We start from the raw sequence: 13,806 nt of genomic DNA, 5'->3' as shown, positions 1-13,806 counted from the left end.
CTTACCTGTCATCCGCTCTAACGAAATCGTCCCAGAAAAGACTGAAGACGCTCGCTTTGCGGATTTTCGAATATTTCTTCAGGTGTTCCCTGCTCGACAATCCGGCCTTCCGCGCCGAAGATGACGCGATCCGAAACTTCCCTGGCAAATTCCATCTCATGCGTAATGAGCAGCATGGCCATATCGTCTTCTGCGGCAATCTCTTTAATAACCTCCAGCACCTCGCCGACAAGCTCGGGATCGAGCGCAGAGGTCACTTCGTCGAATACCATCACCTTAGGCTGCATGACAAGGGCTCTGGCAATCGCAACGCGCTGCTTCTGTCCGCCTGATAGCTGGGAAGGATACACTTCCAACTTTTCCTCAAGGCCCACCTTGCGCAGCATCGTAACGGCACGCTCGCGCGCCTCTTCCTTCGATAAACCGAGAACGCAGTGAGGCGCCATCGTCACATTGCGAAGAACATTCAAGTGAGGGAACAAGTTGAAATGCTGAAAAATCATACCGACCTTACCCCGCATCCGGTGCAAATGCTTTTCACTTGCCCGGACCCGCTTCCCCTTGACTTCCATATGCCACAGCAGCTCACCGTCCAGCTCAATCGTACCGCCCGTCGGCTCCTCAAGCGTCATCAATAATCGGCCGAGTGTTGTTTTGCCGGAGCCGCTCGGACCGATGAGGGCGATTTTCTCCCCCGGGTATATGTCAAGATCAATGCCTTTGATCACCTCCAGCTCACCGAAGGATTTCGTAATCTGTTCATATTTTACAATCGGCTGCATTCCCGCATCTGCATCGGCTTTTGGCACAACCCGCAAAGCAGCCAAAGGAGCTTGATTCAATTGAGCATTCACTTTCATTTCCCTCCTCCTATTTGCCCTTATCTTTGGACAAATCTGCCGTTCATCCTTTTTTCCAAGACCCTCACCAGCGCCGATACAACTAGGCTAATGACCAGGAACAGCACGCCGACAATGGTATAGGGCTCAAAAACGCGGTACGAAGTGGAAGCCTCATTCTTCGCAGTGAGCAGCAGTTCCACGAGTGTAATAGCGGATAATATCGGTGTTTCTTTAAAAATAACGATCAAATAATTGCCCATAACCGGGATTACCGGTGGAATGGCCTGCGGCAATATAACCGTCGACCACGTTTTCGTCTTTGATAAATTGAGAGCTGAGGCCGCTTCCCATTGTCCGCGGGGCACCGCTTCGATCCCGGACCGGTACACCTCGGACATATAGGTGCTGTAATGCAGACCGAGAGCGATCACGCCTGTCGTAAACGCCGATAACGAGAACGGCGTCAGCATCGGAAGGCTGTAATAGAGAAAAAACACCTGCACGAGCAGCGGTGTGCTTCGTACGAATTCAATAAAGCCCCGAACCGTCATTCTAACTGCGGCAAATCTGGAACGGTACACGATCGCAAGCAGCAGTCCAAACAGCGCCGCAACAACAAACCCGCATAAAGTCGCGGTTAATGTTACCCGGAAAGCTTGGAGCAAATCGGGTAATAGAGAAAATACATAGTCCCATTTCCACATGTTCCGTTCACCTCCAAGCCGCGTATTTGCGTTCCAGCAGCCGGATCGTTACCGTAATGCATGCGGACAAAATAAAATAGATAATGAGTAAGAGACCGAAAATTTGCGGTGTCCAAGGATAATAATTATTGCGAAGAATCATCGCTTGATAACAGAGATCGGTCAGCGTAATGAAATAAACAAGTGAGGTCGATTTGAGCAGTTCTATAAGCAAGTTACCGAATGGCGGCAGCATCCGAACAATCGCTTGCGGAATCATAACGCGCCACATCCGCTGCGCCGGGGTTAAGTTAAGCGCCACGGCAGCTTCTTGCTGACCTGTCGGCACTGCCAAGATAGCGCTTCGCACGATTTCCGAACCGTACGCCCCATAGTTCAATCCAATCGCAAGAACCGCAGCCGTCAGCTTATTCAGCTCGATACCGACAAACGGGAGAGCAAAGTATATCCAGAACATAAGAACAAGAAGTGAAGACGCCCGGAACAAGTCGACATATACGCGGGCGATGCCTCGGGCAACCGCAAAGCGCGACATCCGGCACAGCCCGGAAGACGCTGCCAGCAGCAGGGCGACGATAGCGGATAATGCCGTAACTTGAATCGTAATCTTCGCGCCCTCGAGCAGCAAAGGGAACATATCCGACCAGACCGACTTCATGTTACCCTTTGCAGAGCTGCTCGGCCGTTGTGTCTCCGGGCAGTTCCTGCTCTGTGAAACCGAACTTTTTTAATATCGTCAGCAGCTCGCCTGAGTCCTTCATCTTCTGCAGCTCTGCGTTAAAGGCTTCCTGGAAAGCTGTATCTTCCGGCCGGAAAGCGGTAGCGCCGAAACCGCGCACATCCTTGCCGTCCACCACCGGCTGCTCAAATTCCATCACACGTTCCAGATTGCTGTCTTTAGCGGTATCGAGCCGGGATTGCAAGGCGGGTCCTGTCATCGTCATGGCATCTGCACGGCCCGATTGCAGCGCGCTTATCGCCGCGTCCTGATCCGGAACGACGACCATGCGGTCTTCCGGAACGCCCGATGCTTTCAAATAGCCGATTTCAACTGCTCCAGCCATAACGGCAACCTTCGCTTTATCGTGAACCGCGATCGTCTTATAGCTATTAAGTTTAAGCGGATTTCCTTTCGTGACAGCAATCCCTTCCCCGATACTGTACTCAGGATTGGCGAACAGCACAGCCTGACAGCGATCCGGATTAATAAACATCCCCGCTGTAATAAGGTCGAACCGTTTGGCCTGCAGCCCGGCGATCAGTGATGTAAACTCTGTTAACTCGCCTCTCATTTCGTTGATCCCGAGCCTTTTCAATATCACACGGGCGATCTCGACCGCCTCCCCTGTCAAGTTTCCGCTGCCATCTTTGTAGGCGTATGGATTCTCGTTTGCAAACCCTACTGTAATAAATCCCTGCTTCTTGGCTTCAGCTAATGTACCTTGAGCGGCTTCATCGCCAGATACGCCTGCATTGCCGTTTGCCGCGGCCTGTTCATCTACCTTTTGTCCACATCCCGCAAGCAATAGAATCGGCAGTAAAAGCAAGACGAATGCCTTTCCTCTCTTCTTCAAAAGTTCCCCCATCCTTTCGTCATTTATTTAGAACACTTGTATAAGGCTACCACCTTTATTCCGGGAGGTCATTTCCTGAATTGTCTGATAATTCATCTTATTTATGGCTCTCGTTTGCAGAGAGCACCTCAACGGGCGGAGACTCCCTATTCCTCCAAAATAAGGTTGAATCATCCCCCACTCTTTGATTTACAAAGCTTTCCATCTATGATATATAAATATTTTTTATTTTTAAATCGACATATTTTCTAACTTTATATCATAAATATTTTTTATATTTAAAAATGTGTGTTTTTATAACAAAAAAACCATCTCTGTCGCACAATGGCGAATTAGAACTTTGATCCCACAAAAATAAAAAAAGCCGCTATTTATGCGACTTTTAATAGGACAATGTTCTTGTCACCAAGACACCGGGCAGTCTACAAATTTGGGCTTGACCAGATCCCAAGTTGGGCGCACCTTTATCAACTGCCGGTCAATCTTCCAGCTTGACGGTAACAGTGATCGTTTCACTGGATGTCTCACCCGCGGCATTGACCAATACGCCGCGGTACTCGTATACGCCCGGCGCCTTGCCGGAAATATTCGTGACCGTCTTCTGGGCGTTCGGTGTCCCTTCACTCAGCGGCTTGGTGTCGATCAATTTACCGTTCTCGTACAGGCGGAATTCAGAACCGTTCGTTCCCCACCACATGTTCATCGATACGTAATAATTCCCGCTGCCGTCCCAGTTGTTATGGGACAGCACCGGCTTGCCCGGCGCTGCGTCGGTTACAGTCACGACAAGCGGGTCGCATGCCGTCGAGCCGAAGGTGTTCGTCAGTTCGCAGGAATACGTGTACGTTCCGTTCACTTTGCCCGCGATATCGGTCTTCACGATTTGCGCCTGCGGCGAGTTGTCCGTTAATGTCTGCGTGTTTATCAGCACGCCATTCTCGTACAGCTTGAACTCTGTACCGTTGTTCCCCCACCACAGGTTCTTGGTTATGGTATAGCTGCCGTCTTTCAATCCCGTGTCATACCCGTTGTTATCGGACAGCAACGGTTTTCCCGGAGCTCCTCCCGCAAGCGGCGTCACATCGTGCAGCCAATGCGCCCAGCGGACCAGCACCGCCGCCTGTTCGGCCGTGAACACTTTGCCGCTTTGCTTGTTCACATCATTGATGTACGCTTGCAGCAGTTTACGGGCTTCCGCTCCTTTCCTTTCGGCGGCTCTCGCTTCGGCCGTTTCCAGCTGCTGCTGAAGCGATGCTGCAATTTTCACCGCGCCCGCAGCGCCGGTTTCGGCCGCGAATGTACCGGTTAGCGCAGACAGGCTGTCAAATGTCGCATAGACACTGTACGAATGTTCGGCCGATCCACGGTGTCCGGCGGCATCTTCCGCTTCCGCTGTTACGCTGTGAACACCCGGCTCAAGCGTATACGCCTTGACATCCGTGAGCGGAGCGCCGCACGAAGAGTAAGTGACGCTGGATACGGTGTCAACCGCATTACAGATGATGTTAACCGTCTGATCAATGGTATAGGACGGTTCTCCGATGATATGAACTAGCGGCGCAGTCAGATCGATCTTCGCCTCTACCGATTTTGGATAAACCGAACCGGTTACGGTTACCGGTCGATACAGCATTTGGTTCGAACCTTCCCGTCCCAGGGTAACAGGCGCGTCGTAGGCGCTCCAGCTGCTTCCGCCGTCCAGACTGTACTGCACGTTCCCGTAGGCGGCCGACAACGTTACGGTTACAGGCACCGTGTACCATCCGTTCAGGCCGTTCGGCGCAGAAGGATCGAGCTCGAGGTTAATCTCATTAGAATGTACATTTTCCAAACCTGCATTGACGGTCTTCATGATATTGACCATATCTGTATAAGGCTGATCCTGTTGGTTTAGTAAACCTATATTGAAATTCTCTCCGTCTTTACGCCATGTTACCGCTTGATCATAGTACGAAAAATAACCTGAGCCAATAAATAACGGATGTGATGTCTGACTTTCCACAAAAGATTTGAAGGCCAAACCTCTATCCGCTATACTTGCTACACTTGTAGCCGCATTTACGGGTGACAAACCGCGCTCGGTCGTACTAAAGGTATATTCCAAATTCAATAGGGGTTTTCCGAAAGCTTCATATCTGTTTATCCAATCTGCATTATTCGTATAATTATCTACTGAAAAAGCATCTACAAACTCCATTGCCGCCGAATCCCAATCTAAACTGGTCCGCCAGGTGGGAACTACAGACGAACCCAGGAACAGATGATTTGTATCATTTCTTTTGATTATATTTTTGATTGTTGAGAAATAGGTTCTGGATGCCAGCTTGATATAATCCGACACGTCAACAGAAGGAACCTTGGAAATATTGATCGAAGTATTCTTTAACTCGGCAAACGATACAGAGCTCGTTCCTAAAAGCTGGTTGACGGCAGCAATGTCATTGTTGTACCTTGGTGCAAGAAAATCCACAAATGCACTTTTAGCCGGAGATGTCGAAGTATATGTCAGTACCTCTTTTACGATATCGGTTGTCCACCCAGCCTCATTATCGTATGTATAACCGATTAGCCACGGATCATTCTTCGCATTTTGGAGCTGGTTGATCAATGCGTTTTCTATGATGGATTCACTCTGCGGGTCAAAAACATCGTATGTCCACTGAATCCTTCTTAAACTACTTGGGTCTTGCAAGACCTGAATGTATGGAAATGTTACATTTTGGGGCCTGGTCCACTTGCTAAAGGCGTTGAAGCCCCAATCTATCAAACGCTTCTTGGTTATATCCTCCCATTTCGACTCATAGTTGCTGCCGTACTTTTTCATAACATTGGCGACGACGAAGCTTACTCTTTCACCATTGGCATCATTTACATAGGCAGGAGCATATGCGACCGGATCAGGAAGTTCCTCAAACACCTGTCTCGGGGTGATGCCGTCAGCTTTGTTAAGCGGCGTCCCGTATCCCCACTCCCAAATACTTGTGGCATCCACGCCCTTTAGAATAAATTTATACCCATCCGGGGTAATAAACCACCATTTATTATCGATTTGTTGAAGTCTGAAATAACCGGTGTTTGCGTATTGTCCGCCGTTTTTAATCCCGCCGTACGGATCGTATTTTGTAAGATCCAGTGAAACATTTGAAAGTGCATCCGCCTCATTCATATATTCCTGCTGCAGCTGCTCGTCGGATGTTACCTTTCCAGGCCAGGTTTCATAAACCCACTGCCCATACTTGTCTGCCATTAAGCCGTCTTTTTTCAGTTCGAGAGCCATTTGCTCCGCAGTAAGCGCAGGTCCGGGATTCACGCCTTCCTGTCCGGTCCCTTTATAAATTTGAACTTCGGTGAGGGGGATATGCTGAAAGGCATGAGGACGCTTAATATCGATTACAATAAATCTGGCCGTCTTGTTCGACATCGGTATATTGACCGAATAGTTCCAGGTTGAGCTTGGGCTCGTTGAGGTTATTCCAGGTGTTCTGATGTGTTTGGCAGCAATATAGTAATAATCCGTTACAGCCTCAGGGCGGTATTTTACCGTAAACTCTTTAAACCCCCAAAAACTATTGGGTGAATTCAATACGACATTAATACTTTCCAGCGGGTAGTCCTTCAGCAGGTCAAATACCACCTGTACAGTCCCGGGGGATGTCGCGCTCCCCGTCCATCCGGCATATGTTGTGGTTAATCCGTCAAGCAGCACACCATTGGTTGAGGATACGAGCCCGGTCATTCCTTTGTCAGGAAGACTACCTCCATTCGGGGCAAGGCTATAGTAATAATTTCCGGTTTTAAGCAGCGTGCCTGCCCCGAAAACACCTCCGGCAGGGATAAACGTTACTACCATTATCAATGCCAGAAATAGGGTCAAAACACGAGTTGGATACCATTTACACCATTTTCCCATCATTTAACCTCCTCTTTCCTCCAAAAAAAGTTTTTGATGGCCGCGTTAGCAGGCGAGAAAACTTACTTCAAAAGCATAAGTTTTCTACAAGTATTGAAAGGTTTGATTTTAGTGCTGCATAGACCACCTCCTTTCATATTTACAATATTTGCTCTTAAATAAATAAGCGCTTACATAATATTAATCGGCGATTAATCGAAGTTCCTCCGCAATATAGGAAGTGAACGCTAATAACTACCCCTTGACCGCGCCAATCGTCATACCCTTAATGAAATAGCGCTGCAGGTATGGGTACAAGAAAATGATCGGCCCAATCGTGATACATACGGTCGAAAGCTGAACGCCTGATGCTGAAACAGGAATGTTTACATTCGTATTTAAATAATCTAGATTCGCATTGGACACGATTCTTCTTAACATCATCTGCAGCGGATGATTCTGCGGATCATCAATAAACATCAGCGCATTAAACCAGTCATTCCAATAGGAAAGTGCATAGAACAGCGTGATTGTTGCGATCACAGGCATAGAGATCGGCCAGATGATCCGGAAGAAGATATACAGCTCATGCGCTCCATCCACGGTCGCTGCCTCATTTAATTCAAAAGGAAGCGTACGAAAATAAGATGTCATCAAGAATGCGTTGAATGCGGAGAACATTTGCGGCAAGATTAACGCTAATAATGAGTCACGCAAGCTCAGCCAATTGGAGATGAGCAAATAATAGCCTACCAGACCAGGTGCAAACAGCAGAGTGAAATAAATGTAAAAAGAAAGGAAATTCCGGTATTTCACCTTCAGATGAGCTGCAACATAGGAGAACATGGAAGTCATGAGTACGGCTCCGGCGGTACCGACCACTGTAATAAAAATGGAAACAAAGCCGCTTCGGTACACCTGGCTGCCGTCAAATAAGAAGCGATAGGAATCAAGCGAAAATTCCGTAGGCAGCATTTGAAAGCCTTTGACAACCTGATGCTCCGCTGTAAACGATCCAATATACACAAGCCAGAAGGGAATAAAGCACAGCAGGGCAAAAAAACCGATGAATACATATGCCACGACGGATACGGCCCATTGAGATGCTTCTTGTTGTTTCACTTTCATACTAAAGCTCCTCTCTAGAATAACTTCGAGTCATTGTCAACCCGCCGGACAACCCAATTGAAGAAAAGAATGGTGATAAAACCCATTGTCGACTGGAATAATGCTACTGCCGCCGCATTGCTGTAGCTGTTCATGTTTCCGACATCCCTCAAGGATCGGTACGTGTAAGTATCGATAACATCCGTAGCCTTGAAGAGCAGAGAATTGTCTCCTATGATTCCATAAATCAAACCAAAATCACCGTAGAAGATTCGTCCTAGCGCTAACAGTGTCAGTACGATAATGGTCGGCCGGAGCAGCGGCAGGGTAATATACCAGATCTGTTGCCATCGCTTGGCACCATCGATTCTTGCGCTTTCATAATATTCTTCTGAGAATCCGGTTATTGTTGCAAGATAAATAATTGAACCCCACCCGGCTCCCTTCCATACGAATATGAAAGTCAACAGCATTGGCCAGACTGAAGGTGTTTGAAACCAATCGACCGTTTGATAACCGAAATCCTTCAACACTCGATTAATCATACCGTCCTGTCCGTTAAAAAAATTCATGACCATTAGGTTAACGACGATAATGGAAATAAAATGCGGCAAAATCACGAGAGATTGAGTCACTTTCTTGAAAAATACTTGTCTGATTTCATTCAGAAGAAGGGCAATTAATAATGAACTAACGGTGCCTGCCGTAATGAACAGAAGGTTCAAGAATACCGTATTTAACGTAACCCCCAGCCAATCCGGACCTGTGAAAAAAAACGTAAGATTATCGAGTCCCACCCATTGGCTCCCCCAGAGCCCCTTGGCAGGTATAAACTGCTTGAAGGCCAATATATGTGCGGACATTGGTAAATAAGAAAAAATAAATACGTAAACAATCACGGGAAGCGCCATAGTATACAGCCATTTGTTTTTCCTGAGTTCCAGTATCATACTCATGTTCTTGCTCACCTTTCCTTTCGTATATACTTGAATACTACGCATTCGTGAAGCTGCGTGCATAGTCTTGCTTTTATTAATGAGTTTGAACTGTAACACCCTATGAGGTTTGAATTCTATCACTCACGGAAGTACGGAGTTTACCAATATAAAAGCCGGCAGACCTAGATTCAAGGTCGCCGGCTTATAGGGTCAATTACTTCTTGCTTGCCAGAAATGCGTCCAGCTGCTTTTGATACTCGGTTTGGATTTTCTTTACATTCTCATAAGTAATCTCCTTAAGCTTGGCCAAACCCTCTTTCGGTTCTACCAGACCCAATACAATCGGATCATAGAACTCTTTACCAGCGTTGCTCAATTGTGCAACCTCATTGGATACCAGGCTTGGATCGAAGGTGAATCCTGAGAGAATATCTGTTGTGAAATGACTAGGATCCCGCTGCCACTTATTCAGCTTGATGACATCTTCAGGTAAGCTGGCATCGATGCGATCCAGCTTGGGGTTCCAGCCCCAAGCGAAGGGAATACCGGCATAAGGGTTTTCTTGGATGGGATTATAAAGGTCTTCTCCCGCTTCTTCCCAGTTTTTGCCCTTTATTCCGTACGCGAGCAAGTCGTAATTCTCCTTCTGGTTTAGCCAATTGACGAATTGAATGGCGCGTTCTTTGTTTTTACTGACAACAGGAACGGCAATATAGTTGCCTGCTTTGTACGTCGAGCTAAGCTTCATGCCGGGGTCATACAGGCTGAAAGCTTCCGCTGTGGCTCCCGGAACCGACTTTTCTAATCCTGTACGGGTACCAAGATTTACACCGAAATCAAAAAAGGTTGAAACAGCTGCTTTTCCTTTGGTGAATTCCCCATTTTTAAGCAAAAGGGCATCTTTGGCAAGAATCCCATCCTTATAGAACTTGTGATTTTGTTCGAAATTTTCCATAAGCATAGGGTCCATGTCATCAAATATATTATAGACCTTGCCATCATTGCCTTTGGTGTACAGTCCGGGATAATTTAATACAGGGGCAAGGTTGGCTTTCGGATCAAGCATACTTGCCAACCTCACACCAACATGTTCAGTACCGTTAGGGATGAACGGGGTAACCTCCGGTACCTTCTCTTTCACGGTGTACATAAATTTGATCAGATCGTCATAGCTCTTGATAGGCGCAATACCCAGCTTCTCTCGAATGTCCTTGCGTATAACAAACGTCCATGGACGTATGAAATTCACTTCAAGTGGAACCGCATACAATTTGCCGTTCACTTTGTTGGCTTCCAGCAGCTGCGGAGAGCGGTTGCTCTGAATTTCAGGCCCATACTTCTCGATGAGTTCATCCAACGGTTCGTAGAGACCGGCGGCAATATTTTGTACCGGATTATTATCCCAGATCAGATCGTAGTCTTCCGCGGATGATAATGCGACTTGACGCTTCTGAAGAACATCCGCCCATGGAATAAACACGATGTTCAGCTTCACATTGAGCGAACCGGCAAGACGGTTCTCCATCTCTCCCTTCACTTCACTCCAATTGGCCGGCGGATCTCCCGGGAACATGATTTTCAGTGTAACCGGATCTAATTTGGCGTCCGTGGAAGCTGCCGGTTTGCCGGTTTCGGAAGGTGGCGCCTCATTGGAACCGCAGCCTGCCAATGTTCCTGCCAGTAATAGCGATGCCACCATTAACAAGATACCTTTCATTCTTAAATTCATTGTTTTAACCCCTCCAGTTTTATGATCAACCGAACAGCGACATACCGATTATTTGCGTTTTGGCTCGTGCATCCCGCTTGCCCGGTTCGTGTTTGATCATAATCGGATTGCTCAGCTTCCGTACAGTCCAGTATCTATCAATCGGTACGAAATGTTACAAATGGGTGAGTACTTATTTTCTAACAAACAAAAGTACGATTTTCTACGCTCTAGCTTATGCTTTTTTCCAAACGGTATTGGTTCGGTGTCATCCCAGTTGCTCGTTTGAACACTGAAAAGAAGGTGCTTTTGGTTTGAAATCCGGACTGTTCCGTTATATCCGCTATGGTCCAATCAGTCGTTGCAAGCAGCTTGATAGCATACTCGATCCTTTGGTTTGTAATATAATCAGATAATGAGCAATGGAAATGGTCCTTGAATATTTGTCTGGCATAGTTCACGGACATGGATATATGAGCCGCAATATCGTCCACGGAAAGCATTGGATTGTGAAGATGATTGCGTACATATTCGATCATCTCGGCGGCGACCTCATCCTTTCGGTTGGAGGCATTCTTGTTGCGGTGCTGGTCTATGATCTGCAGCATCTCCTGGTATAGCCATGATTTCACTTCCCCTAAGGTTGCAAATTGCTTCAGGAAGGTATGGATACTCTTCATCCCTTGAAACGTTTTATAGTTCTTGAAGCTTTTAATGATCGAATAAATGATGTGAGTTAGCTGCAGTTTGCATTCCTCATAGCTTAGCTCCTGCATATGCAATGTGAGCTGATCCAAATAACCTTCAAGAGCCTTATCGTTCTTGAGCTGAACAGAGTGTATAACCTGCTTCAGCAATGCTTCATCTAGATCATTGTCTTTGCCTCGTTCATATCGCTCCAGATCTTCGAAGGTAAACACCCTATCCTCATGATTAATGAATCCCATCAACGTCAGTTCGTATAGTTGGGTATAAATAATCTGCAAATTCTCCTCAACATCAAGCACAGAACTTACAGCTGCATGCACCTCCAGCTTAAGCCATCGACTGATCTGAATCTTTACGTCCTCCATCGCTCCGATAGCTTGTGCCACATCTTCCTCTGAAGCAGACGATGAAATGAACGCCACGATGTGATCAGAGCCGAAATCGACTGTTTCTGCAGTATACCCGTGATTCGCAAGGACTTCGGTCATAATGTTTCCTAATGCAAAGCGCAATGATTTTCGAGAAGCAAAGTCGAATTGCTCTTCGAAGCGTCCATACGATTCTAGACGTATGACCGCCATGCGGAACCATCCCGTTATGAGAATTTGCGTTTGGTTTCTAATAAACTCTTCAATCGGTCTGGAAGACTTCGAATTTAGAATCCATTGGCGTAAGAAATCATCTTTCACCAAAGCTTTGCTGCTCTTGATCGATAAGTCCAATTGTTCGATCTTCTCAACAAGTGAGTGGAAACTAGAATGAATCCACGCCATCTCATTATTGGCATTCGCTGTCTGTACGATAGGGTGCTTCTTGCCCAGCTTGCTTTGTATTTGATAGGCCAAGTCGCTAATAGGCTTCAAGCTGTGGTATGATTGCCAAAACAAGTATAACAGTAGAGTTAACAGCAAAAAGATCGATGAACCGATAATTTCGATCCGGATCTTGGTTACCTTTGCTTGCCATAGTGAGATCGGCGATAAGTGATAAACATTCCATCCTTCTATAGGCAACCGTTCTCTCTGAATGGACCATGTCTCATTGCCAGAATTCCATCTCCAGTTCTGTTCCGCTGTCGGTTTATCCATTTCCATTAGTTCTTTCGTTAACGCAGGATCCGTATTCCCCAGAATAAACTCCTTATTCTTGCCTTCAATATAAATTTTGTTCTGATCTTCCTCCGAAATCTGCAGCATGTTCACATTCAACAAAGGTTTGCTGAACAGAATCGCTACAAATCCCTGATAGTTCTGATTAGGACCGGCTGCCGGTACGACAAGTGTCAGAAACGATTCACCTTCCACCTCATGGTTAACATACTGCAGATACGGCGTTTTTTGACTCTTAATGTAGTTCAACATGATTGGGTCATAAAAATCCTTCGTCGTGTAAAGGCTTGATTCTGAGGTGTAGATTTGGTCAATATTGAAGTTGATTAAATAAATGCCGTGAATGAAAGGTTCGCTGCTCATAAATTCCCTTACACTTGTCGCGGCTTTATTCAATGCCAATGGGGAATAATCGTTAATATCCATATTCATCCAAAGTGCAATACTTTCATCCGAATAGACTCTCAGCGCAAACTGACGTAATTTCTGCAAGGTAAATTCCGAAGATTGAACGACTTGTTTCATTTTGTCTCGATTAGACTTGTCCATTTCATCCATTGCGCTTCGAGAGAACTGCTGACTCAGGAACATGGTGAACACTAGGGTGAGCAAGCTCACAGCAATGCAGGAATACAAAAATATGCTTAAATACATCTTCTTCGGCTTTATCTGGCTCCACATGGTATACCCTTCTTCCTCATTTATCCCAAGAAGAAAAATCTATATTGGTGTGTGAAAATAATCAAATATTATAACAGGATTCCTGCCTTGTCCAGTATGGATCTTATCAAAGAAGTGCGAATTTTATTACATAATCAGAGATTTTCTTTGCAAATAAAAAGAAGACGTTCCGTTGTTAGATGGGATGTCTTTTTGACTACATCTCTAGTCTCCTTCAAAGGTAAGAGGCTCAACAAACTTTTGCTAGACGCAATTACTTTTGATTTTTTGGTCTATCTCAATTTTTTCAATGAAGACACAACTCCAAACAAATAACCATCGCCAATCTTGAGTTTGGCGATGGTTATTTGTTTTCATAAGCATAACCTTGGGTTATCCTCCAAAAAGTTTTTGGTTTTATAGTAGCGAACAAAGCAGTCCAAAGCACAATAAAAATAGTAATTGCTGTGGAAATTACTTTGACCTCAGACGGTATCATTTTAACCCCTCCCTAAATTATACATTAGATCAAATACCGATAATATTCAATATTGAAGATCAAATTTC

Annotated in this window: 9 protein-coding genes; all 9 read right to left on the bottom strand. The window is 46.0% G+C overall.

Going from position 1 to position 13,806, the window contains the following annotated elements:
* Nucleotides 1-17: 17 nt before the first annotated feature.
* The 9 genes from ehuA to ACFPYJ_RS18550 all read right to left on the bottom strand — a co-directional run bounded on the left by ehuA (nucleotide 18) and on the right by ACFPYJ_RS18550 (nucleotide 13,260).
* On the bottom strand, nucleotides 18-782 hold the full coding sequence (gene ehuA, locus ACFPYJ_RS18590; protein ID WP_379189790.1) for an ectoine/hydroxyectoine ABC transporter ATP-binding protein EhuA: 765 nt from the start codon (nucleotides 780-782) through the stop codon (nucleotides 18-20).
* Between the two features lie 98 nt (nucleotides 783-880).
* The gene (gene ehuD / locus ACFPYJ_RS18585; protein WP_379189673.1) at nucleotides 881-1,546 is read right to left on the bottom strand and encodes an ectoine/hydroxyectoine ABC transporter permease subunit EhuD; all 666 of its coding nucleotides are present in this window, start codon (nucleotides 1,544-1,546) and stop codon (nucleotides 881-883) included.
* 7 nt (nucleotides 1,547-1,553) lie between these two features.
* Nucleotides 1,554-2,204: an ectoine/hydroxyectoine ABC transporter permease subunit EhuC gene (ehuC, locus tag ACFPYJ_RS18580; RefSeq protein WP_379189672.1), complete on the bottom strand. Its 651-nt coding sequence runs from the start codon at nucleotides 2,202-2,204 to the stop codon at nucleotides 1,554-1,556.
* A 1-nt stretch (nucleotide 2,205) separates the two neighbouring features.
* Nucleotides 2,206-3,120 carry an ectoine/hydroxyectoine ABC transporter substrate-binding protein EhuB gene (gene ehuB, locus ACFPYJ_RS18575; RefSeq protein ID WP_379189671.1) on the bottom strand — a complete coding sequence of 305 codons (915 nt, stop codon included), beginning with the start codon at nucleotides 3,118-3,120 and terminating at the stop codon, nucleotides 2,206-2,208.
* Between the two features lie 478 nt (nucleotides 3,121-3,598).
* Nucleotides 3,599-7,030, bottom strand: a complete 3,432-nt coding sequence (locus ACFPYJ_RS18570) for a hypothetical protein (RefSeq protein WP_379189670.1) — start codon at nucleotides 7,028-7,030, stop codon at nucleotides 3,599-3,601.
* Nucleotides 7,031-7,264: 234 nt separating this feature from the next.
* On the bottom strand, nucleotides 7,265-8,137 hold the full coding sequence (locus ACFPYJ_RS18565) for a carbohydrate ABC transporter permease (RefSeq protein WP_379189669.1): 873 nt from the start codon (nucleotides 8,135-8,137) through the stop codon (nucleotides 7,265-7,267).
* A 14-nt stretch (nucleotides 8,138-8,151) separates the two neighbouring features.
* Complete coding sequence (locus ACFPYJ_RS18560; protein ID WP_379189668.1) at nucleotides 8,152-9,072, bottom strand: ABC transporter permease; 921 nt, start codon at nucleotides 9,070-9,072, stop codon at nucleotides 8,152-8,154.
* Between the two features lie 196 nt (nucleotides 9,073-9,268).
* Nucleotides 9,269-10,783 (bottom strand): ABC transporter substrate-binding protein, encoded by a 1,515-nt coding sequence (locus ACFPYJ_RS18555; protein WP_379189667.1) that lies wholly within the window; start codon nucleotides 10,781-10,783, stop codon nucleotides 9,269-9,271.
* Nucleotides 10,784-10,992: 209 nt separating this feature from the next.
* Nucleotides 10,993-13,260: an AraC family transcriptional regulator gene (locus ACFPYJ_RS18550; protein ID WP_379189666.1), complete on the bottom strand. Its 2,268-nt coding sequence runs from the start codon at nucleotides 13,258-13,260 to the stop codon at nucleotides 10,993-10,995.
* Nucleotides 13,261-13,806: the final 546 nt, after the last annotated feature.

Origin of the sequence: Paenibacillus solisilvae, assembly GCF_042656405.1 — a bacterium.
Lineage (GTDB): Bacteria > Bacillota > Bacilli > Paenibacillales > Paenibacillaceae > Paenibacillus_Z > Paenibacillus_Z solisilvae.
Note: the sequence above shows the minus strand (reverse complement) of the source record. Positions and strands in the feature narration are given on the sequence as shown.